The organism is Aromatoleum toluclasticum ATCC 700605, assembly GCF_000378245.1.
GTDB lineage: Bacteria > Pseudomonadota > Gammaproteobacteria > Burkholderiales > Rhodocyclaceae > Aromatoleum > Aromatoleum toluclasticum.
Genome location: NZ_KB899493.1, coordinates 265252 through 287977 on the forward strand (window position 1 = coordinate 265252; position 22726 = coordinate 287977).

General features: G+C 67.1%; 21 protein-coding genes. 5 read left to right on the forward strand and 16 right to left on the reverse strand.

The window, feature by feature from the left end:
* Window position 1: 1 nt before the first annotated feature.
* The 13 genes from hflC to ndk all read right to left on the reverse strand — a co-directional run bounded on the left by hflC (window position 2) and on the right by ndk (window position 12877).
* On the reverse strand, window positions 2-883 hold the full coding sequence (gene hflC / locus F464_RS0106735) for a protease modulator HflC (protein WP_018989025.1): 882 nt from the start codon (window positions 881-883) through the stop codon (window positions 2-4).
* On the reverse strand, window positions 883-2145 hold the full coding sequence (hflK, locus tag F464_RS0106740) for an FtsH protease activity modulator HflK (protein WP_018989026.1): 1263 nt from the start codon (window positions 2143-2145) through the stop codon (window positions 883-885). Before hflK ends, hflC begins: the two co-directional genes overlap by 1 nt.
* 14 nt (window positions 2146-2159) lie before the next feature.
* Entirely contained in the window at window positions 2160-3320 is a 1161-nt protein-coding gene (gene hflX / locus F464_RS0106745; RefSeq protein WP_018989027.1) for a ribosome rescue GTPase HflX, read from the reverse strand.
* Between the two features lie 35 nt (window positions 3321-3355).
* Window positions 3356-3601, reverse strand: a complete 246-nt coding sequence (hfq, locus tag F464_RS0106750) for an RNA chaperone Hfq (protein WP_026295813.1) — start codon at window positions 3599-3601, stop codon at window positions 3356-3358.
* A gap of 98 nt (window positions 3602-3699) precedes the next feature.
* Complete coding sequence (gene der, locus F464_RS0106755; protein WP_018989029.1) at window positions 3700-5028, reverse strand: ribosome biogenesis GTPase Der; 1329 nt, start codon at window positions 5026-5028, stop codon at window positions 3700-3702.
* A 14-nt stretch (window positions 5029-5042) separates the two neighbouring features.
* Window positions 5043-6185, reverse strand: a complete 1143-nt coding sequence (gene bamB, locus F464_RS0106760; protein WP_018989030.1) for an outer membrane protein assembly factor BamB — start codon at window positions 6183-6185, stop codon at window positions 5043-5045.
* A gap of 3 nt (window positions 6186-6188) precedes the next feature.
* The gene (locus tag F464_RS0106765; RefSeq protein ID WP_018989031.1) at window positions 6189-6836 is read right to left on the reverse strand and encodes a tetratricopeptide repeat protein; all 648 of its coding nucleotides are present in this window, start codon (window positions 6834-6836) and stop codon (window positions 6189-6191) included.
* Entirely contained in the window at window positions 6823-8121 is a 1299-nt protein-coding gene (gene hisS / locus F464_RS0106770) for a histidine--tRNA ligase (protein ID WP_018989032.1), read from the reverse strand. The genes F464_RS0106765 and hisS overlap by 14 nt, the downstream gene beginning before the upstream one ends.
* A 32-nt stretch (window positions 8122-8153) precedes the next feature.
* Window positions 8154-9410: a flavodoxin-dependent (E)-4-hydroxy-3-methylbut-2-enyl-diphosphate synthase gene (gene ispG, locus F464_RS0106775; protein WP_018989033.1), complete on the reverse strand. Its 1257-nt coding sequence runs from the start codon at window positions 9408-9410 to the stop codon at window positions 8154-8156.
* A 6-nt stretch (window positions 9411-9416) separates the two neighbouring features.
* Entirely contained in the window at window positions 9417-10439 is a 1023-nt protein-coding gene (locus tag F464_RS0106780; protein WP_018989034.1) for a RodZ domain-containing protein, read from the reverse strand.
* Window positions 10436-11236, reverse strand: a complete 801-nt coding sequence (gene pilW, locus F464_RS0106785; protein ID WP_018989035.1) for a type IV pilus biogenesis/stability protein PilW — start codon at window positions 11234-11236, stop codon at window positions 10436-10438. Before pilW ends, F464_RS0106780 begins: the two co-directional genes overlap by 4 nt.
* Window positions 11233-12366, reverse strand: a complete 1134-nt coding sequence (gene rlmN, locus F464_RS0106790) for a 23S rRNA (adenine(2503)-C(2))-methyltransferase RlmN (protein ID WP_018989036.1) — start codon at window positions 12364-12366, stop codon at window positions 11233-11235. The genes pilW and rlmN overlap by 4 nt, the downstream gene beginning before the upstream one ends.
* A gap of 85 nt (window positions 12367-12451) precedes the next feature.
* Window positions 12452-12877: a nucleoside-diphosphate kinase gene (ndk, locus tag F464_RS0106795; RefSeq protein WP_018989037.1), complete on the reverse strand. Its 426-nt coding sequence runs from the start codon at window positions 12875-12877 to the stop codon at window positions 12452-12454.
* Window positions 12878-13132: 255 nt separating this feature from the next.
* Between ndk and nifA the strand changes: the two genes are divergently transcribed.
* Window positions 13133-14731 (forward strand): nif-specific transcriptional activator NifA, encoded by a 1599-nt coding sequence (nifA, locus tag F464_RS0106800; RefSeq protein WP_232428847.1) that lies wholly within the window; start codon window positions 13133-13135, stop codon window positions 14729-14731.
* Window positions 14732-14793: 62 nt separating this feature from the next.
* Here nifA and F464_RS0106805 read toward each other — a convergent pair whose 3' ends face one another.
* Complete coding sequence (locus F464_RS0106805) at window positions 14794-15363, reverse strand: hypothetical protein (RefSeq protein WP_018989039.1); 570 nt, start codon at window positions 15361-15363, stop codon at window positions 14794-14796.
* A gap of 387 nt (window positions 15364-15750) precedes the next feature.
* On the opposite strand from F464_RS0106805, the gene nifB reads away from it, so the two are divergent.
* From nifB to nifT, 4 genes are read left to right on the forward strand one after another with little or no spacing between them, the layout of a single operon-like run.
* Entirely contained in the window at window positions 15751-17253 is a 1503-nt protein-coding gene (nifB, locus tag F464_RS0106810) for a nitrogenase cofactor biosynthesis protein NifB (RefSeq protein ID WP_018989040.1), read from the forward strand.
* Window positions 17254-17266: 13 nt separating this feature from the next.
* Window positions 17267-17659, forward strand: a complete 393-nt coding sequence (locus F464_RS27960; RefSeq protein WP_018989041.1) for a HesB/IscA family protein — start codon at window positions 17267-17269, stop codon at window positions 17657-17659.
* Between the two features lie 9 nt (window positions 17660-17668).
* Window positions 17669-18001: a nitrogen fixation protein NifZ gene (locus F464_RS0106820; RefSeq protein ID WP_018989042.1), complete on the forward strand. Its 333-nt coding sequence runs from the start codon at window positions 17669-17671 to the stop codon at window positions 17999-18001.
* The gene (gene nifT / locus F464_RS0106825) at window positions 17998-18210 is read left to right on the forward strand and encodes a putative nitrogen fixation protein NifT (protein WP_018989043.1); all 213 of its coding nucleotides are present in this window, start codon (window positions 17998-18000) and stop codon (window positions 18208-18210) included. Before F464_RS0106820 ends, nifT begins: the two co-directional genes overlap by 4 nt.
* A gap of 28 nt (window positions 18211-18238) precedes the next feature.
* Here the strand turns inward: nifT and F464_RS29845 are convergent, their stop codons facing one another.
* Together F464_RS29845 and F464_RS0106835 are read right to left on the reverse strand one after the other, a co-directional pair.
* A complete protein-coding gene (locus F464_RS29845) occupies window positions 18239-21700 on the reverse strand; it encodes an EAL domain-containing protein (protein WP_018989044.1) in 3462 nt (1153 codons plus the stop codon).
* Window positions 21701-21704: 4 nt separating this feature from the next.
* Entirely contained in the window at window positions 21705-22670 is a 966-nt protein-coding gene (locus F464_RS0106835; protein WP_157353581.1) for a phosphate ABC transporter substrate-binding protein, read from the reverse strand.
* Between the last annotated feature and the right edge of the window lie 56 nt (window positions 22671-22726).

Genomic DNA, 22726 nt, shown 5'->3' on the forward strand with positions numbered 1-22726 from the left:
CTCAGTTCTTCTTGCCTCCGCCGGAATCCTTCATGAACCTGAAGAACTCAGAGCTCGGATCGACGACCATCACGTCGTTCTTGTTCGCGAAGCTTTCTCGATAAGCCTCGAGGCTGCGGTAGAAGGAATAGAACTCGGGGCTCTGGCCGTAGGCTTGAGCGTAGGTCGCCGTGGCCTTGGCGTCGCCGCCACCCTTGACCTGCTGCGCCTCTCGGTAGGCTTCCGCGATGATGACCTCGCGCTGGCGATCGGCGTCGGCACGGATCTTCTCGGCGATCGCACCGCCCTCGGATCGCAGTTCGTTGGCGACGCGCTTGCGCTCCGCTTCCATGCGGCGATAGACGGACTCGGACACTTCGAGCGGCAGGTCGACACGCTTGAGGCGCACGTCGAGGATCTGCACGCCGATCTTGCGCGCATCCTGGTCGGCACGAGTGCGCATGTCTTCCATGATCTTGTCGCGCGCACCGGACACGACGTCATGCACCGTACGGCGGCCGAACTCCTCGCGCAGGCCCGCATTCACGGTCTGCAGCAGCCGGATGCGCGCACGCGCCTCGTCACCCGCAACCGAAACGTAATAGAGCTGGGGATCGACGATACGCCACTTCACGAAGTGGTCGACCAGCACGTTCTTCTTCTCGGCGGTGATGAAGCGCTCGGGCTCCGGCGTATCCATCGTCAGGATGCGGCGGTCGAAGTAACGCACGTTCTGGATCATCGGCCACTTGACGTTCAGGCCCGGCTTGTCGATAACGTCCTTGACCTCACCGAGCTGGAACACCACGGCGAACTGCCGCTGGTCCACGGTGAACAGCGTCATCGAGGCAAGTACTGCGATCAGCAGCAGCACACCGGCGAAAATCGGCATCTTGTCACGCATCAGCGCTCTCCCCGTTCACGATCGCGCACCATCGCGTCGCGGCTGCGTGAATCCGTCGAACTATCGGCCCGCGGCGCGGGTGCGGGAGTTGCGGGACCGGACGCCGCCGTGGGGGTCGCGTCATGCGCCCCCTGCGTGGCAGCGCCCTGCATCAACTTGTCGAGCGGCATGAACAGGAGGTTGCCGTTGCCCTTCGCATCGACCATGACCTTGCTGGTTTTCGACATAACCTGCTGCATCGTTTCGAGATACAGACGCTCGCGGGTCACTTCAGGCGCGCGCCGGTACTCGGACAGGATCTGCGTGAAGCGGCTCGCGTCGCCTTCCGCGTTCGCGACCACGCGGGCCTGGTAGGCGTTGGCTTCCTCGATCAGACGCGAGGCCGTGCCGCGCGCGCGCGGGATGACGTCGTTGGCGTAGCCCTCACCCTCGTTGCGCAGGCGCTCGCGGTCCTGGCCAGCCTTGACCGCATCGTCGAACGCGGCCTGCACCTGCTCGGGCGGCTGGGCGTTCTGCATCGTCACGCGGCTGATCTGGATACCCGTGTCGTAGCGGTCGAGGATCTTCTGGATCGATTCGTGCGCCGAGGAGGCCATCTGCTCGCGCCCCTCATAGAGCACGAAGTCCATCTTGCTCTTGCCGACGATCTCGCGCATCGCGGATTCGGCCGCCTGCATCACCGACTCGTCCGCATAGCGGTTGTTGAACAGGTACTTCTCCGGGCTCGTCAGCACGTACTGCACCGCGAACTGGATGTTGATGATGTTCTCGTCATCGGTGAGCATCAGCGCTTCGCGCAGCATCTTGTTGCGCTCGGAACCGCGATAGCCGACCTCGACGGTGCGGACACCGGTCAGGTCGACGACATCACTGCTCTCGATCGGATACGGCAGGCGCCAGCGCAGGCCCGGATCGGTGGTCTCGACATATTTGCCGAAGCGCAGCACGACGCCGCGCTGGTTCGCATCGACGATGTAGAAACCGCTCGCCAGCCAGATCACGGCGATCAGGCCCAGCAGCGCGCCAATGCCGCCACCGAACTGCCTGAACGAGAGCTGCGGGAACTGCGGTCCGCCACCGTCGCCACCTCCGCCGCCGCGCGGTCCGCGCTTGCCGCCGAGCATGCCTGACAGTCGCTGATTGAAATCGCGCCACAGGTCCTCGAGGTCGGGAGGCCCCTGATTGCCTCCGCGCCTGTCGTCGCCGCGCTTGTCGTCGCCATTCCCCTGGTTGTTACCCCAGCGTGGATCGTTGAGAGACATTAGAACGCCTGTAATCACGTTTGAATTGGGTCTTTATCGGTGAAATCCGGCGCTATCCCGACGGAATCGCCCGGTGCGTCCGCCGCTGCGCTGCATGCTGCCTCGACGAGGGCCTCGCGCAGCAGCCCAAGCCCTTCGCCACTTCTGGCGCTCAAAAAAACGCGTACGATCTTACCATACTCGTCCCGCTGGACCCCGGGCTCGGCGGGGGTCAGGTCGATCTTGTTCATGACCATGATCTGCGGGACGCCGCCCGCGCCGATCTCGGCCAGGACGGTGTTGACCGCCTCGATCTGGGCCTCGCGGTCCTCGCTCGCGGAGTCTACGACATGCAGCAGCAGATCTGCGTTCGCAGTTTCCTCTAGCGTCGCATGGAAGGCTGCAACCAGCGCGTGCGGCAGGTCGCGGATGAAGCCCACGGTGTCCGACAGGACGACATTGCCGCCCTCGCCCACATAGAGCCGGCGCGAGGTCGTATCGAGCGTCGCGAACAACTGGTCGGCGGCATACGCCCCGGCCTTCGTCAGCGAATTGAACAGCGTCGATTTACCGGCGTTGGTGTAGCCGACGAGCGACACCGACAACACGTTGCGCCCTTCCCGCCCGCGACGGCGCACGCGGCGCTGCTTCTCGATCTGGGCGAGACGCTCCCTGAGCACCTTGACGCGCTTGCCGAGCAGTCGGCGGTCGGTCTCGAGCTGGGTCTCGCCCGGGCCGCGCAGGCCGATACCCCCCTTCTGGCGCTCCAGGTGGGTCCAGCCGCGCACGAGGCGCGTCGAGAGATGGTCGAGCTGCGCGAGTTCGACCTGCAGCTTGCCCTCGTGGCTGCGCGCGCGCTGCGCGAAGATGTCGAGGATCAGGGCCGTGCGGTCGACGACGCGGCACTGCAGCGAGCGTTCGAGATTGCGCTGCTGCCCGGGCGACAGCGCATGGTTGAAGATGACGAAATCGGCGTCGTGGACGCGCAACGTTTCGGCGATCTCGTCGACTTTGCCACGCCCGGCGAATAGTGCAGGATCGGGCCGTGCCCGCCGCCCGCCGACGACGGCCTCAACGCTCGCGCCGGCACTGAGTGCGAGCAGCTTGAGTTCGGAAAGGCGCTCGTCCAGCGCGCCCTGGTTCAGGTCGAGCTGGACGAGTACCGCGCGCTCACCGGCATCGGGGCGCTCAAACATGGAGGAACTTGGCGTCCATGGGGCGCCGCGGGGACTCAGCTATTGCCGTCACCCGAGTCCTGTTGCTGGATGTTGACCGGACGTGCGGGCACGACGGTCGAAATCGCGTGCTTGTACACCATCTGGGTGACGGTATTCTTCAGCAGCACGACGTACTGGTCGAAGGATTCGATCTGGCCCTGCAGCTTGATGCCGTTGACCAGATAGATCGCCACGGGGACATGCTCCCTGCGCAGGGTGTTCAGGAACGGGTCTTGTAGAAGTTGCCCTTTGTTGCTCATTTTCAAACCTCGAGGCTGCGTTTTATTGTGAATGTAAAGGATTTCATGCTGCACTGCCACATTTGTACACGCAATCGATCCCGGTGCGGAGTTGGAATCTAATCTTTGCCAATATACGGATTGTGCGAGGTGCGGAATTGTATCCGCAACGGCGTGCCCTGCAGTTTGAACGCCTCCATGAACGTGCGTTCCAGGAAGCGCACGTAGGATGCGGGTATCTGGTCCAGGGCGGCGCCGTGGATCACCACGATCGGCGGGTTGTTGCCGCCCTGGTGGGCGTAACGCATCTTCGGCCGGAACATGCCGCTGCGCGGCGGCGCCTGCTTCGCGAGCGCGGTCTGAAGGGTACGGGTCAGACGCGGCGTCGACAGGTTCACCATCGCCGCAGCGTAGGCGGAATCGACCGATTTCATGACCGCGGCGACGCCTGCGCCCTTGAGGGCGGAGATGTAATGGAAACGTGCGAAGGACAGGAAGCCCAGCTTGTGCTCGATGGCGCGCTTGATCAGTTCGCGGCGGTAGTCGTCCACGCTGTCCCACTTGTTCACCGCAACGACCAGGGCACGCCCCGAATCGAGGATGAAGCCGGCGATGTGGGCGTCCTGGTCGGAGATGTCCTGGGACGCATCGAGCACCAGCACGACGACGTTGCACTGCTCGATCGCCTGCAGCGTCTTGATGACGGAGAACTTCTCGACGGCCTCGAAGATCTTGCCGCGGCGGCGCAGGCCGGCGGTGTCGATGAGCGTGTAGTTCCGGCCTTCGCGCTCGAACGGGACCGCGATGGCGTCGCGCGTCGTGCCCGGCATGTCGAAGGCAATGACGCGCTCCTCGCCGAGCAGGCTGTTCACGAGCGTCGATTTGCCGACGTTCGGGCGGCCGACGATGGCGATGCGCGGGCCGCGGCCCTCGGCCTCTTCCGGCTCTTCGTCGAGCGGGAACTCGCCGAGCACCATGTCGATGAGCAGCTTGACGCCGTCGCCGTGGGCGGCCGACACCGGCAGCGGCGCACCGAGGCCGAGCGCATGGAAGTCGGCGGCGACGATGCTGCGCTCCATGCCCTCGGCCTTGTTCACGACCAGATGCACGGGGCGCCCGGCGCGACGCAGGCGCGCGGCGATCTGCTCGTCGTGCGGCGTCAGGCCGGCGCGGCCGTCGACGAGGAACAGCAGCACGTCGGCTTCGGCGATCGCCTGTTCGGCCTGACGGGCCATCTCGTGCATGATGCCGCTCTTGGCGACCGGATCGAAGCCGGCGGTGTCGACGACCAGATAATCGCGGTCGCCGACGCGGCCGATGCCGTAGTGGCGGTCGCGCGTGAGGCCAGGCTGGTCGGCGACGAGGGCGTCGCGCGTGCGCGTGAGTCGGTTGAACAGCGTCGATTTACCGACGTTGGGGCGACCGACGAGGACGATGGTGGGTTTCAAGCGCTCATTCCCGCTTAGCGGGCCTCATACACATGGATGCCGCCATCGCGCGTCTGGACGACGAAGCCGTCGCGCCCGAAACGGCGCGGGTCGGCGGTAACGGAGCTGCTGTCGGCGCGGGTGCGCGCGGCGAAGCTGCCGTCCTCGCGCTTGAGCAGGTGGACATAGCCTTCGAAGTCGCCGACCGCGACGAAATCACCGACGATCAGCGGGCGCGACAGCACGCGGCGCGCCAGCGTGTCCTGTTTCCACACGTTCGCACCGCTGGAGCCGTCGAGCGCGTGGACTGCATCGTTGTCGTCGGTGATCACGACGAAACGGCTGTCGCGATCCATGCCGACGCTGCTGGAGAAATCGCGCGACCACAGCGCATTGCCGTTGGTGGCGTCGAAGCACGCGGCACGCCCTTGGTAGGCGACGGCGCACAGTTCCTTGCGGCCTATCACCGGCGTTCCGGCGACGTCTGCGACGCGCTCGAGTTCGGTCGCGCCCTTGGGCGTCGCGACAGTCAGCTCCCAGAGCTGGCCACCGTTGGCGAGGCTCACCGCCACGAGCTTGCCGCCAGGGTAGCCGGCCACGGCGGCCGGACCTTCCAGCGTGACACCGGCAAAGCTGCGCAGCGACAGCGGCGGCGTCGCGCGCTGGAACACCCACTTGCGCGAGCCGGTGGCAGCATCCAGGCCGATGAGGCGGCTGTCCGAGGAGCGCACGACGACGATGGCGTCTCCCACCGCGGGGGCGGCGAGCACTTCGGCACCGATCGCGGCACGCCAGCGCTCGGCACCGTTCGCCGCGTCGAGCGCGACGACCTCGCCGGCCGTGGTAGCCACGACCGCGAGCTTGCCGTTGCTGCCCACGCCTGCGGACAGGCGCTTGGCGGCATTGACCGTCCACACGGCCTTGCCGTCCTTGAAGCGCGCGACGGCGCCGTCGTGGGCGGCGGCATAGACGTCCTCACCGACGACCGCGGGCTGGAACACGTAGGGGCCGGACTTGCCGATGCGCGCCTGCCACAGCGGGCGCAATTCGACCGAGGCCTTGAAGTCGGGCAGTTTGGCCGGCTTCGGTCCCGATTCGGCAAAGGGGTTGAGCGAGGAGCAGCCGGCAAGCAGTGCCAGCGAGGCCGCGAGGGCAAGCGCGGTGAACGGTCGCTTCATCGCTCAGCCCTCCAGGGCTTGCTGCTTGACGCGAATGACTTCGCGCAGGGTTTCGCTGCCGTCGGCGCCTTCCGCCGCCAGCGCATCGAGCGCAGCCTGGTAGGCACTGCGGGCCTCGGCGGGCTTGCCGCTCGCCGCCAGCACGTCGCCGCGGAGGTCTTCGAAGCGCGCCTTCAGGGCCGGGGCCGGAGCGTTCGTCAGCTGCGCAAGCGCCTGGTCGTAAGCGCCCTCGTCGAGCAGCACGGCGGCAAGGCGCAGGCGGCCGATGTCCTTCAGCGCGGGGTCGCTGCCCTTGGCAAGCAACCATTCGAGCTGGGCGCGGGCGTTCTTCGCATCGCCCTTGTCGATCTGCACGCCGGCCGAGGCCAGCGCAGCCAGTTCCGCATAGGCGGATGAGGGGAATTTTTCGATCAGCTGGCCGGCGGCTTCACGCGTCTTCTGCGCGTCGCCCTTCATCATCGCCTGCTCGAGCGCGAAGTACAGCGCACCAGCGTCGCCGGCCTGCCGGTTCTTGTAATACTGGAAACCCTGCCAGCCGACGGAGGCCAACGCGGCAGCCACTGCGATCGCAGTCACCAGATTGCCGTACCGGACCCACCAGGCCTTCAGCTCGGAAATCTGTTCCTGCTCTTCGAGGTCATACACTGCCATCGTTTTCCTCTTCTTCTTCAGTAAATAGACATTCGGCGACGACGTCGCCGAGGGCTTCGAGGGCGACGCGCTGCTGGCCGCCAGGACCGCGCAGGGGCTTCAGGCCGACCTCGCCCGCCGCGGCCTCGTCGTCGCCGATGACGACAGCGAGCTGCGCGCCACTGGCGTCGGCCTTTTTCATCTGCGACTTGAAGCTGCCGCCACCGCAATGGGTGAGCACCGCGAAACCGTAGCCGCGCAGCGCCTCAGCCGCACGGAAGGCGAGGCGCTGGGCCTGCTCGCCCATGTGCACGACGTAGACGTCGGGTTGGGCGCGTTCGATCTCGCCGCCGCCCTCGCGCCACAGAGCCAGCAGGCGCTCGACCCCCATCGCGAAACCCGCCGCCGGGGCGGACTTGCCGCCGAGTTGCTCGACCAGCCCGTCGTAGCGGCCGCCCGCGCACACCGTACCCTGGGCACCGAGCCGCGTCGTGACCCATTCGAACACGGTGCGGTTGTAGTAGTCGAGGCCGCGCACCAGGCGCGGGTTGATGCGGTACGGGATGCCGGCATCCTTGAGCAGGGACTGCACACCGTCGAAGTGCCTGAGCGACTCCTCGCCGAGGAAGTCGATCAGCTTCGGTGCCGCCTCGACGAGCTCCTGCAGCTCGGGGTTCTTGGTGTCGAGGATGCGCAGCGGGTTGGTGTGCAGGCGGCGCTTGCCGTCCTCGTCGAGGCGATCCACGTGCGCGGACAGGTAGGCGATCAGCTCGGCACGGTGGCTCGCACGCTCCTCGCTCGACCCCAGCGAGTTGAGTTCGAGCCTGACGTCCTCGAGCCCGAGGTCGTCCCACAGGCGCGCGCACATCAGGATGTGCTCGGCGTCGATGTCGGGACCGTCGAAGCCCAGCGCCTCGACGCCGATCTGGTGGAACTGGCGGTAGCGGCCCTTCTGCGGGCGCTCGTGACGGAACATCGGCCCGTGGTAGTACAGGCGCTGTGCGCCCGTCGCCAGCATCTTGTGCTGGATCGCGGCACGCACGCACGAGGCGGTGCCTTCGGGTCGCAGCGTCAGGAGCTCGCCATTGAGGGCGTCCTCGAAGGAGTACATCTCCTTCTCGACGATGTCGGTGACTTCGCCGATCGCGCGCTTGAACAGCGGCGTGGGCTCGACGATGGGCATGCGGATCGGGCGGTAGCCGTAGCTGCGCAACCAGTCGCGCACGATGTCTTCGAAATGTTCCCAGGCCTCGGCGTCGTCGGGCAGGATGTCGTTCATCCCGCGCACGGCCTGCAGCGTCTGCATTACAGGTTTCTTTTCAGTCATAGGTGGACGGTTCAGGCCGCCTTTTTTGTGTATTTGGTCGCGACGTAGTTATCGATGATGGCGATGAATTCGGCGGCGATGCTGTCCCCGCGCAGCGTAACCGTTTTTTCGCCGTCGACGAACACGGGCGCGGCCGGGGTCTCGCCGGTGCCGGGCAGCGAGATGCCGATGTTGGCGTGCTTGCTCTCGCCGGGGCCGTTGACGACGCAGCCCATGACGGCGAGCGTCATGTTCTCGACGCCGTCGTACTGCTCGCGCCATCCCGGCATTTGCTCGCGCACGTAGGTCTGGATCGTCGACGCGAGCTCCTGGAAGAAGGTGCTGGTCGTACGGCCGCAACCGGGGCATGCGGTGACCATCGGCGTGAAGGCGCGCAGGCCCATGGTCTGCAGGATCTCCTGCGCGACGACGACTTCCTGCGTGCGGCTGCCGTTGGGCTCGGGCGTGAGCGAGATGCGGATCGTGTCGCCGATGCCTTCCTGCAGCAGCACGGCGAGCGCGGCCGTGGAGGCGACGATGCCCTTCGAGCCCATGCCGGCCTCGGTCAGGCCGAGATGCAGCGGGTAGTCACAGCGGCGCGCCATCTCGCGATACACGGCGATGAGATCCTGCACGCTCGACACCTTTGCCGAGAGAATGATGCGATCCGCGCCCAGCCCGTATTCCTCGGCCTTGGCGGCAGATTCCAGTGCGGAGACGACCAGCGCCTCGCGCATCACGGCGCCGGCGTCGCGGGGCGCGGAAAGCTTCGCGTTCTGGTCCATCACGCGCGCGAGCACGGACTGATCGAGACTGCCCCAGTTCACGCCGATGCGCACCGGCTTGTCGTACTTGCACGCGAGTTCGACGATCGCGGCGAACTGCGGATCCCGCTTGGCTCCCGCGCCGACGTTGCCCGGGTTGATACGCAGCTTCGCGAGCGCCTCGGCGCACGCGGGGAAGTCGGTGAGGAGCTTGTGGCCGTTGTAGTGGAAGTCGCCGACGAGCGGGACGTCCATGTTCAGCGCGAGCAGGCGGTCGCGGATGTGCGGAACGGCCTTCGCGGCGGCTTCGTTATTGACGGTGATGCGCACCAGCTCCGAACCCGCACGTGCGAGTTCGGCGACCTGCATCGCTGTGCCGAGCACGTCCGCGGTGTCGGTATTGGTCATCGACTGCACCACGACGGGGGCATCGGAACCGATCAGGACGTGCCCGACGCGGACCTGGCGCGTACGGTGACGCGGCAGGGGGCCGGCGTGATTGTCGGAGGTGGGGGTTGTAGCCAATTCAGCTCACTCCAGGGTGAATCTTGCGACACTGACGCGTACGTGCGGCTTCAGGTCGTACGGCTTGCCGCGGTAGTCGAGGGACACCTGTCTGGCGTTGCCGACGACCAGCGCGAAGGGCGGCTTGCCCTGCACGGTGCGCGAGCTGCCGGCGCCATTGACACCCGAATAGACGATGGAACCGCGCGCATCGCGCACCTCGATCCACGATTCGCCTTCGAAACGGAACACGATGTGCTCGACGCCCTCGGCGGGCGCTGCGGCCGGAAGCGCGGTAGCGGCCGGCGCCGTTGCAACCGGTGCCGTAGCTTGTGCGGCGGGAGCTGCCGGCGGGACGCCCGGCGCGGCCGCGGGGGCCGGCGCAGGAAGTGCTGCCACAGAAGCTGCTGCAGCGGGAGCACCCGCAGGCGCGGCTGCCGGCGCAGGCATTGCCGGCGCTACCGGGGTGGCAACCGGAAGCGAGGGCACGACACCACTCGCGGCGAGCGCGGATTCCGACACCTGGCCTTGCGGCGCCGCTGCGGCGCTGGTCACGGCGGGAGTCAACGGCGCTGCCGATTCGACGACGCCTTCTGCGACTTCGGCATTCTCCGCAGGCATGCGGAACCAGTCGAAGTACCAGCCCACGAGCACGACGAGCAGGAGCGCACCGGCGATCAGCCCGACGGGGATCTGCATCGAACGCCCGCCGCTGCCGCTGGGCATGACGCCTATGGCATTCGATACCGGCGCGAGTTCCACGGTTTGCGGCATGACGTCGGACTCGAAGGCGGCAAGCACGGCCGCCGGATCGACACCGAGATAGCGGGCATAGTTGCGCAGGAAGCCGCGCGCAAACGCCGCGCCGGGCAGGAGATCGAGCCGCCCCGCCTCCATCGCCTCGATCTGCCGGCTGGTCAGCTTGAGGGAATGCGCGACGTCGCTTGCCGTTTCGCCGCGGATTTCGCGCAACTGCCGAAGTTGCGCGCCCATCTCGGCAGCCAGGTCGGACGATGCCGCCTCCTGCCGGTCCAGATGCACTTCTGTCACTCGTAATTTCCCTGAATCATCGTCTGGTATTCGGGACTGTCGGCGAAGCGGCCGCGCAGCTGTGCCGCGTAGCTGGCTTCGGCGTCACGGTTGCCCAGGCGGCGCGCGGTGCGCAGTCCCAGCCACACCGATTGCGGCGTCGGTTCGCCCTGCTGGTGCAGGTCGACCAACAGGGCGCTCGCGACGTTGTAGACACCGCGCCGGTATGCGATGCCGGCGAGCTGGTAGATCGCCTGACGGTTCGCCGGATCGGCCTGCACGGCGCGGCGGAACTCCGCCTCCGCCGCAGCGTCGTCGCCTTGGCGCAGATGGCACAGGCCCGCGTTGGTGTAGGGCCGCGTCGGGGTGCGGTAATACGGGTTGCGCGCCGACGAGGCGAGGCGCGCCAGGCCGTCCTGCGGGTTGCCGTTGAGACACTGGAACCAGCCGAAACTGTTGTTGAATTCCGGGTCGTTGGGCGCGATCTCGAGCGCTCGCCTGAAGTTCTCGCGCGCCGAGTTGGGATCGTCGATGGCCATGTACACGAGCCCTATCAGGTGATAGGCCGGCGCGTAGCTGGACTGACTCTGCAGCGCCACGCGCGCTTCGTCGAGCGCCACGGCGTAGTTGCCGAGCTGCAGGTATGCCGCACCCAGCTCGGCGTGCACCTTGGCCGTCGCCTCGCCCTTGCCCGACACCGGCGTGTCCGCCACGGGACGATCCGCGAGCGGCGTGCCGGCGGCGTTCATGGTGGCGTTGCAGCCGGCAAGCGCCAGCACCAAGAGCGGAAGCGACAGCTTCACGAAGAGCCGGGTCATGCACGATCCTCCATCGGTTTGACAAGGCGAACGGTACGGCGCGTGCGGTCCTGAACCTGCCCCGCGAGCTGGCCGCACGCGGCATTGACGTCGTCGCCGCGGGTCTTGCGGGTGGTCGTGACGATGCCCGCATCGATCAGGATACCTGCAAAGCGGCGTATGCGTTCGGGCTGGGAGCGGTCGAACCCGGAATTCGGGAAGGGGTTGAACGGAATCAGGTTGAACTTGCACGGCACGTCGCGCACGAGGGCGACGAGCGCGCGCGCATGCGCGTCGGAGTCGTTGACGCCGTCGAGCATGACGTATTCGAAGGTGACGAAGTCGCGCGGGGCGCGTTCCAGATAGCGCCGGCACGCGGCCATCAGCTCGCGCAGCGGGTACTTCTGGTTGATCGGCACGAGGCGGTCGCGCAGCGCGTCGTCGGGCGCATGCAGCGACACGGCGAGCGCGACCGGGCATTCGTCGCGCAGGCGGTCCATCGCCGGGACGATGCCGGAGGTCGACACGGTGACGCGGCGGCGCGACAGACCGTAGGCGTGGTCGTCGAGCATCAGGCGCAGCGCGGTGACGACGTTGTCGAAGTTCGCGAGCGGCTCACCCATGCCCATCATGACGACGTTGCTGATGACGCGGCCGTTATCCGGCTCGCCCTCGGCGTCCTTCGCGCCGGCCGGCGTCGAGGTGCCGCCCAGCAGCTTGTTCGCGAGCCACAGCTGGCCGATGATCTCGGCGGCCGAGAGGTTGCGGTTGAAGCCTTGCTTGCCGGTCGAGCAGAAGGCGCAGTCGAGCGCGCAACCGGCCTGCGACGAGATGCACAGGGTGCCGCGATTGGTCTCGGGGATGAATACGGCCTCGACCGCGTTCGCGCTGCCCACGTCGAGCAGCCACTTGCGGGTGCCGTCGGCGGATACGGTGTCGCGGATGGCTTGCGGCGGGCGGATGCACGCCTCCTGGGCGAGCTTCGCGCGCAGGCTCTTCGCGACGTCGGTCATGTTGTCGAATTCGGTTTCGCCGAAGCGGTGCATCCAGCGCATCACCTGGCGCGCGCGGAAGGGCTTCTCGCCGCGCTCGGCAAACCAGGCGACGAGGCCGTCGACGTCGAAATCGAGCAGATTGACCGGTGTTTCCATGTATTTCCTGTGCTGCCCTCAAAATGCAATCGGCCCGCGACGCACGAAGTGCGCGGGCCGATGCGCGGGCGTAGCCCTGAGAGGCTTAGCGGGCGTAAACGTTCATTCCGGGGAAGAAGAACGACACCTCGACCGCGGCGGTTTCCGGCGCGTCCGAACCGTGAACGGCGTTGGCGTCGATCGAATCGGCGAAGTCGGCGCGGATGGTGCCCGCAGCGGCCTTCTTCGGGTCCGTGGCGCCCATCAGGTCACGGTTCTTGGCGATGGCATTCTCGCCTTCGAGGACCTGGATCATCACCGGGCCGGAAATCATGAAGGACACCAGATCCTTGAAGAAGGGGCGCTCCTTGTGCACGGCGTAGAACTGGCCGGCCTCACGCTCGGACAGGTGCACCATCTTCGAGGCGATGATCTTCAGGCCCGCATCCTCGAAGCGCTGGTAGATCTTGCCGATCACGTTCTTGGCGACGGCGTCGGGCTTGATGATGGACAGGGTGCGTTCGATAGCCATTTGAAAAAACTCCGGTTTGAATCGGTCAGCGAAAAATTGGGCGCAAAAAGCGTAGCTCGTGATTCTAGCAGTTTTTCTTGACAGGCTCCCAGCGCACCGAAAACGGCACGCCTGCCTCAGCCCCGTCAGACAGTCGCTTTTTTTGCACTGCAGCAAGCGTGGCGCGCTTCTTGCGGAAGACCATGGCACAAACAGGGAAATATGGACTCCGCCATGACCTACTCCGGCCATCATCGACGCACATCCGATATCGATTTGCTGACAATTTACGAGATCAGCAAGGTACTGACCTCATCGCTCGACTTCAGGCAATGTGTGCAGAGCGTACTGCGCCTGCTGCTGACACAACTCCACATGCGCCACGCCCTGGTCGGTCTGGTGCAGACAGACGAGCAGTTGCACATTCTTGGTGCGGCGGGCGTGCCCTGGCCGATGAGCGAGGCACCCGTCCTCGACCCCGGCATGGGTGTGATCTCGAAGGTGATCCGCAGCGGTTCGCCGATCGTGATCCCCGACATCGCCGCGGATGCGAACTTCACCAACCGCACGGGGCGCGACCCGCAGCAACTCGCGGGGGTGTCCTACGTCGTCGTGCCGCTGAAGCTGGACCGTGGGGTGATCGGCATTCTCTCGGCCGACCGCCATCCCGACGCCGAACAGCCGATGAACTTCGAGCGCGACGTGCGCATCCTGTCTCTGGTTGCGAACCTGCTGGCGCAGACCTATCGCCTGCACCAGTCGGTCGCCGCCGACCGGCAGGTGCTGATCGAGGAGTCCGCGCGCCTGCAGAAGCAGCTGCAAGGCAGCTACGACATCGAGAACGTCGTAGGGCGCTCGAAACGCATGAAGGAAGTGTTCGCGGACGTGCATCAGGCGGCCCCGTCCGGGGCGACGGTGCTGCTGCGCGGAGAATCGGGCACGGGCAAGGAGGCGATCGCACATGCGATCCATTACCTGTCGCCGCGCGCAAAAGGCCCATTCGTGAAGCTGAACTGTGCGGCGCTGCCGGAGACGCTGTTGGAGTCGGAGCTTTTCGGCCACGAGAAAGGCGCTTTCACGGGCGCGACGTCGGAGCGCAAGGGGCGTTTCGAGCTGGCGAAAGGCGGCACGATCTTCCTCGACGAGATCGGCGACATCTCGCCGGCCTTCCAGGCGAAACTGCTGCGCGTGCTGCAGGAGCAGGAGTTCGAGCGCGTCGGGGGGAACAAGACGCTGCGCGCAGACGTGCGGCTGGTGGCGGCGACGAACCGCAACCTGGAAGAGATGGTGCAGAGGAACGAATTCCGCGCCGACCTGTATTTCCGCCTCAACGTGGTGACGATCTTCATGCCGTCGCTGCGCGAGCGCAAGGATGACATCCCGCTGCTGGTGGATTTCTTCCTCGACCGTTTCAACCGCGAGAACCGCCGCCAACTGACGATTACGCCCGGGGCGCTGGACATCCTGCAGCAGTGCAACTGGCCGGGCAACGTGCGCGAGCTGGAGAACTGCATCCAGCGCGCGGCGACGATGACGCGCGCGAACACGATCCGCGAGGTCGACATGCGCTGCCAGAAGGGACAGTGCTTCTCGGCGGTGCTGCTGGAGAGCGCGCAGTCGCGGGCGTGCTTCCCGGTGATCGGGGTGCCGGCACGCAGTGCGCCGCCCGCTCGGACGACGCCTGCAACACCGGCAGGCGAGCCAGGCGACGAGGTCACAGCCGGCAGGGTGCCGGCCAGCGAGCGCGAGCGTCTGGTCGATGCGATGGAGCGCTGCGGCTGGGTACAGGCGAAAGCGGCGCGGCTGCTGGGGCTCACGCCGCGGCAGATCGGTTATGCGCTGCGCAAGTACAACGTGGAGGTGAAGCAGCTTTGACGGTGGATTGCTTCGATCCGCCCGCGCCCGGGGGCTCCGTAGGTGGGTGGCTCGTGGGCCGCTTAGACGGGGCGGTTGTCCGCGACCTTGACCGGTCCCATCTCGGCGAGCGCCTGCGCGTACTCGACGCGCGGGAAGCCGCCGCCGATTTTCGCGGCGGCGTCGACGATGACGTCGATCTTGGCTTCCGGGGACATCTTCTTGAGGTCGCCCTTTTCGAGGTACAGCAGGTCGAGGAGCTCGTTGTAGACGGTCGCCTCGTCGAGCGGCAGGACGTGGAAGCTGACGCCGTCGAGGTCGAGCAGGTATTTCTTCGAGATGTCGACGTTGCCGGCGAAGATGAAATACTTGCCCGCCGGGACGAGCGCGGCACCGAAGGTGGCGCGGACTTCGTCGAGGTGGGCGAGCGAATCGACGTGCAGGGCGAGGAAGCTCACGGCTTCGCCTTCGACGGCGAGGATGACCTGGTCGGCCTTGATCTCGGGGGGACGCTTTTCACCGGCGAGCGAGGGCGGGAACTTGAGGCCAAGTTCGCCGCGGAAGCCGTAGCGGGCGGTCTTGCCGGTGGGGCCGGAGAAGGTGGGTGACAGGAGCTTGCCGTCGAGGGCGCTGAACAGGGTCGGCGTGGTCATGTTGGATCTCTCGTGCAGTGACAGTGGGTAAGGCGGTTCAGCCACCTTTCCGCAAGAAGTGCGCCACGGCGCTGGGCGAGGTCGGGGCCGGCACGCAAGGCCTTGTCTTGTCTGGCCTTTCCGCGCCCGGACGACGGTTTGCGCGTGCGGCGCGCGGGCTGCTGCAACGACGGCGCAGGGACGACATTCCGGACATCGACGCGACATTGCTGTCGCAGATGCGACATCGCGCCGCAGAGTCGATGCGGTCAATATAGTTCTTTATTTTCAATCTATTGCGTCGATATGGCGGCACTGGCACAGGCATTGCAGTGATCCCCGCAGACGCTGCGCGGCGTGCATTCGCGCCGTTGCGGCCTGATGGACCACTGCGAAGGGAGTTCCCCCATGTCACCGCAAGGCCTCGTTGTGCCCGAAACCCCTGCCCGCAAGATCATTCCGCTCGCCGTCGCGGGAACGGCCGCGTCGCGCGCGGGCGGCTGCGGCACCGCGACCAAGGGCGGCTGCGGGTCGGGCAGTTCCGCCGGATTGCCGCAGCATGTGCGCGACCGCGTCCACGACCATCCCTGTTACAGCGCGGAGGCGCACCACCACTTCGCGCGCATGCACGTGGCGGTGGCGCCGGGCTGCAACATCCAGTGCAACTACTGCAACCGCAAGTACGACTGTGCGAACGAGAGCCGGCCGGGCGTCGTATCGGAAAAACTGACGCCTGAGCTGGCGGCGAAGAAGGTGCTCGCGGTGGCCGCGCAGATTCCGCAGCTGTCGGTGGTGGGCGTGGCGGGTCCGGGCGATGCACTGGCGCTGCCGGAGAAGACGTTCCGCACCTTCGAGCTGATCCGGAAGGCCGCGCCCGACATCCGGCTGTGTCTGTCGACGAACGGGCTGGCCCTGCCCGATCACGTCGATCGCATCAAGGCGCTGGGCGTGGACCACGTGACGATCACGATCAACATGATCGATCCGGAGGTCGGCGCACTGATCTATCCGTGGATCTTCTTCGAACACAAGCGCCGGCGCGGGCTGGAGGCGGCGCGCATCCTGCATGAACGGCAGATGCAGGGACTGGAGATGCTGGTGGCGGCCGATGTGCTGGTGAAGGTCAATTCCGTGATGATCCCGGGGATCAACGACCGCCATCTCGCCGAGGTGAACGCGGCGGTGAAGTCGCGCGGCGCCTTCCTGCACAACATCATGCCGCTGATCTCGGACCCGGCGCACGGCACGCATTTCGGCCTGACGGGGCAGCGCGGGCCGACGCCGGCGGAGCTGAAGGCGCTACAGGATGCGTGCGAGGGCGAGATGCAGATGATGCGTCACTGCCGCCAGTGCCGCGCCGATGCGGTGGGGATGCTGGGCGAGGATCGCGGCGCGGAGTTCACGTCGCAGAACATCGACGCGATCGCGGCCGGGGTCGATGCGGCGGCGGTTGCCGAGTCGCGTGCGGCCTATCGCAGCTTCGTCGAGCGCGAGCGCGCGGACCAGAGCGATGCGGCGGAGGCGGCGCGGGCGCAGCTCGGGACAACGGCCGAGACGCGGCTGGTGGCGGTCGCGACCAAGGGGTCAGGGCGGATCAACCAGCATTTCGGCCACGCCGAGGAGTTCCAGGTGTACGAGGTGTCGGCCGCGGGCGCGAAGTTCGTCGGTCATCGCAAGGTATCGCTGTACTGCCAGGGCGGTTACGACGATGACGAGGCGCTGCCTGGGATCGTCGAAGCGCTGGCCGGCTGTGGCGCGGTGTTCGTCGCGAAAATCGGCCACTGTCCGCGCAAGGATCTCGCGGCGGCGGGCATCGCCGCGGTCGAGGACTATGCGCATGAATACATCGAGGCTTCGCTGATCGACTGGTTCGCGAAGTCGGTCGCGGGCGCCGCCGACATCGCAGCCTGAAGGAGGATCGAACATGTGCGTGACCCTGACCCCCACCGCCGCCAGCTTCATCAAGCGCATCGTGCGCCTGAGTGGCGGCAACGCCGACAGCGGCTTCAGGCTGTCCGTGAAACCCGGCGGCTGCTCCGGCTTCGATTCGAACTTCACGGTCGAAGCCGCACCGGCCGACGGTGACGCAGTGATCGAACAGCTCGGCGCGCGCCTGTTCCTGACCGGAGACAGTTGTGCGCTGCTGCGCGGTTACACGGTCGATTTCACCGAGAACAGCGCCGACAGCCGGCTGAGTTACCGCAGGGAGGGCGCGCCGGAGGTCTGTGGCTGCGGGTCCGGCGCCGGCCCCCGGGCGGCGGGCGAGGCGGTCGCGGTGACGTTCTTCAAGCCCGGCACCGGCTGCACGAAGGGATAGGAGGCGATCATGTCCGCACGCGACTCCGACATCGTCGAACTCGACGGGCCGCCGGCCTTCGATTACGGCGAGAAGGTCATCTCGCGGAAGAACGTCAGGAACGACGGCACCTTCCACGGCCGCGAGATCGGTGACGTGCTGGTGAACAAGGGCGATGTCGGCTACGTGAAGAGCATCGGCAGCTTCCTGCAGCAGTTCTACATCTACGGCATCGACTTCGTCGACCGGGGCTACGTGGTGGGCATGAAGGGGCGCGAACTGCGCTCGCTCGATGCACCCTCCTCGGGCACCTGCGGCGAGGACGAAGCGATCCATTTCGACGAAGAGGAAACGATGCGATGAAAGTCACCGTGCGCAAGGAAACGGCCGGCCACTATTCGATCTACGTGGCGAAGAAGGACCTCGAGGCGCGCATCGTGAGCGCCGAGCAGCCGGCGATCTGGGGCGGCAAGGTGGAGCTCGACAACGGCTGGACGCTGGAGATGCCGGCGATGGCGGCCGACACCCGGCTGCCTATCACCGTCGAGGCGCGACGGCTCGGCGAAGGCTGAGACGCCCGCGCAGCGGCCAACGCGCCGCTCAGTCGCCGTCGAACGACAAGGCCCGGCCGGCCGCCAGCAGCGCCGCGTACTCGGCCGCCGGCACCGGCCGGCTGAACAGGAATCCCTGCATCTCGTCGCACGCGTTGGCGCGCAGGAAATCGAGCTGCGGGCGCGTTTCGACGCCCTCTGCGACCACCGTCAGATCCAGGCTGTGGGCGAGCCCGATGACCGCGCGGCAGATCGCCGCATCTTCGGGGTCGCTCGCGATGTCGCGCACGAAGGCGCGATCGATCTTCAGCTGGTCGATGGGAAAGCGCTTGAGATAGGCGAGGCTCGAATAGCCGGTGCCGAAATCGTCGAGCGCGATGCAGATGCCGATCGTGTTGAGCTCGCGCAGCATCGCAATCGCCCGGTCGACGTCGTGCATGACCGTGCTTTCGGTGATCTCGAGTTGCAGGCAGTGCGGGTCGAGGCCGGCCGCCGCCAGGGCAGCGTGCACCGTCTGCGGCAGATTCTCCTGGCGGAACTGGCGGGCCGAGAGGTTGACCGCGACGGGCGGCACGGCGAGCCCCTCGGCGATCCAGGCAGCCTGCTGACGACAGGTTTCGCGCAGCACCCATTCGCCGAGCGGCACGATCAGCCCGGTATCCTCGGCGACGGGGATGAAGTCGGCCGGCGAGACCATGCCGCGCTCGGGATGTTGCCAGCGGACCAGGGCCTCGGCGCTGGTCACCCGGCCATCGCCCAGGCTGACCTTGGGCTGGTAGAACACCCGCATCTCGCCCTTGTCGATCGCGCTCCGCAGCGCGCTGGCCAGCGCGAGCTGCGCGGTGACCCGCTGGTTCATCTCCGGCGAGTAGAAGCGGAAGGCGTTGCCGCCCGCGGTCTTGGCGTTGTGCATGGCGATGTCGGCGAATCCGAGCAGGGCTTCGGCGTCCTGTCCGTCGCGCGGGAAAAGGCTAATACCGAGACTTGCAGTCGAGTACACCCCGTGGCCGGCGATATCGAGCGGCGCAGCGACATCCTCGAGCAGCCGCCCCACCAGCGGCGCGACATCCGCGACGGCGGCAAGGTCGTCCAGCAGGATCGCGAATTCGTCGCTGACCAGGCGCGCGACGGTATCCCCGTTGCGCAGCGGCCCCTGCACGCGGCGTGCGGTCTCCTTGAGCAGAGTGTCGCCGCGGGCCTGGCCCAAGGTGTCGTTGATGGCCTTGAAGCGATCGAGGTCGAGCAGCACGACCGCAACCGCCCTCCCGTTGCGCCGGGCATGTACCAGCGCCTGATCGAGGCGGTCACGGAACAGGTGGCGGTTGGCGAGCCCGGTGAGCGTGTCGTAGTGCGCCTGGTGGGCGAGCTCGCGTTCGGCGCGCTGGCGCGCATCGCGCTCGCGCAGGCTGCGCAGGCCGTAGGCCAGGTCGTTGGCGAGTTCCTCGAGCAGGGCCACCTCCTGCAGGTCGAAGGCGTCACGCTCGCTGGCGTAGATGTTGAGCGCGCCGACCGTTCGTCCGGCCGCAGTCAGCGGCAGTGCGATGCTCGAGGTGAAGCCGCGGCGCAGCGCCTCGGCACGCCACGGCGCATAGGCCGGGTCGCCGGGGATGTCGATGCAGGTTTGCGTGGTGCCCAGCCGGATCGCACGGCCCGTCGGCCCCTGGCCCGAGGGGACGTCCGCCCAGCTCACGTCGAGCGTGCGCAGGTAGTCCGCGCCCACGCCCGCAGCAGCCGCGGGGTGCACCGAACGGGCGGGATCGTCGAGCGCAAGGCCGACCCATGCCAGCCGGTAGCCGCCATGTTCGACGATGTGGCCACAGACGGTTTCGAGCAACTCCCCCTCATCCTGCGCACGCACCAGCGTTTCATTGCACAAGGTGAGCATGCGCAGGGTACGGTTCAGGCGGCGCAGCTCGTTCTCGGCACGCACCTGCGCCGAGATGTCGCGCACGGCGGCGATGACCTGCGTCGCGCCGTCATGCGCCATGACGGCCCTGCTGATGTCGGCCGGGAACTCGCTGCCGTCGCGCCGCCGCGCGAAGATGCCGGGGCGGCGCATGCCGATCACATCGGAATGCGGCGTCCGGTGATAGTCCGAACGCTGGTCCGAATGTTGTGCCCGGAAACGTTCGGGCACGAGAACCTCGACCGTCTGGCCGAGCAGGTCGCTGCGCGGGTAGCCGAACAGCATCTCGGTGCGCGCGTTGACCATCGTGATGCGACCGGCGGCGTCGGTGATGACGATGCCGTCGGCGGCCGACTCGAGGATGCTGCGGAAACGCTCCTCGCTGGCGCGCAGGGTGCGTTCCGCCTGGCTGCGTTCATCGACTTCGCGCAGCAGCGCCGCGTTGCTGGAGGCCAGTTCGGTGCTGCGCTGCGCTTCGCGCCGCTGCGCCGCCTGCAAGGCTCCGGCCATGTCGTTGAGGGCGACGTTGAGCGTCGCGAACTCGTCGCCGCCGTCGCTGCGCAGGCGCACACCGAGATCGCCCGCCGCCAGGCGCTGCGCGAAGGTCATCGTCTGCCCGATCGAGCGCCGGATGCTGCGCGAGAAGAAATATCCGATGGCCAGGCCGAGCGCGGCCGCAAGCGCTGCGATCATGAGCAGGGCCGTGCCGGCGAAGTGTTCGAAGCCCAGCAGCTCCTCGCGTGTGCTTGTAGCGCGGCCGCTCGCATGGGCGTGCAGGCGCTGCAACTGCGACTCGATTTCATGCACCGCCTCGAGATACTTCTCGCGGGTCGTCTCGAGCTCGTCGCGGACCGCTACGTAGGCCAAGAAGGCCTCTCGATAGTCGTGCAGCGCAACGGCGAACGCGCTGCGCAACGCGGCCGGCAGGGACTCGCCTGCGACCGCGACGGCAAAGCGCTCGCCCGCATCAGCGAAACGCCGGGCGTGGAGCGCGCTGTCGGTGATCATGTAATCCTTCTCGAACCGCCGCATCGCGAACAGATCCGCGCGCAACCGATGCGCTCCGGCAGGAATCAGCGCCTCGATGCGGTGCGCGGCCGCGCGCAGCGTACCGGCCAGGCCGTCGTCACGGCGGCCGAGCTGCCCCTGCAGCGCGGCCGCAGCGAGGAATTCCTTCTCGAAGCCGATGGCAGCAGCCTCGATCTGCCGCACTTCGTTCCGCACGTCGGCTTCGCGCGCGAGCGCCCCGATCGCCGCCACATGCTCGCGCAGCGTCTCGAGGTTGGTGCGCACGAGCGTCACATAGCGCGAGCGGCTCTCCTCATAGCCCAGCACGGGCACCGCAAGCAGAAAGTCCTTCTCGTAGCGGCGCGCCCGGAGCAGCGCATGATTGGCGAGCAGGCTCAGTTCGGCGATCCTCAGTTCGACCGCGAAGTGTTCCTCGAACAGCGTCCCGATCCGGCGATGGCTGGCCAGCGAGGCGATTCCGACAGCCAGGGTGATTGCCACCAGCAGCGCGAAGCCTATCCTCAGGCGCGCACCGAGGCTCAGCTGGGCTAACGTCCCGGGCAGGGAGCCGCCGCGTCCGGGGAGCTTGCTCGCCATGGCACTAATCCACGTAGGGGACGAAGTCGAGCTGCCGGATCAGCCCGGTCACGCTCGACGACATCGCGAACTCGATGAATTCGCGTGCCAGCCCTCGCGGCAGGCCCCGGGTCACGAGGGTCAGCGGCCGCGCGATCGGGAAATCCCCCTTGCGCACGCTGCGGCTGCTGGCGTCGATGCCATCGACCGCAACCAGCCGGACCGGTTGACCGGCCTCCACGGCCCGCTCGGCCTCGCCGATCGACATGAACACGATCGCGCCGCGGTCGCCGGCCACCGCCTGCAGGCGCTGCCGGTTGTCGGTGAGGATGTTGGCTGCGGGAACGGCCGCATAATCGATGCCGAAATGCCTGGCGAAGAGTTCGGACGAACTGCGCCCCTGCTCCGAAGCGAGGATGCGGATCGGCCGGTCCTCGCCGCCCACGGCGCGCCAGTTGCCGATCCGCCCCCGATAGATGGCGGAGATCTCGCCCGAACTCAGGTTCCTGACCGGATTGTCGCGGTGGAGCACCAGCGACACCCCGTCGCGGGCGATCGGCACCCCGACCAGATCCGTCTCGCCCTCCGGCAGCGCGCGCGAGAACATTGCAATATCGGCCTGCGCGTCACGCAAGGCCTGCAGCCCCCGATCCGAGCCCAGGGGGCGGACGTCGACGACGACGTCCGGACGCCGCTCGCGAAAGCGTTCGGCGATCGCCTTGACCAGCGGGCTCATCCTGCCGGAACCTGCGATGACGAGCGCGTTGCGCGAGCCCTGGGCACCCTGTGGGCCTGACGTCAACGGCGCGGCCGACAGGGCCGGCCCGACCGCGCACACGGCAAGCAGCGCACCGATGAGCAGCCCGCTGCCGCCGGTGGCAGACGGCCCGCCGCCGATCACGGCACGCCCACTGCAAACGGCTCGCCCGGCCACGCGTCGAAACCACTCGACACCGGCCGCAAGGGCGTGCGCGCATCCGCGCCGAGGCATTTGCCCCCCTGCCGCGGAGCTGATCGATTCCATCGGGAATGTGTGCAGTTGTTTCA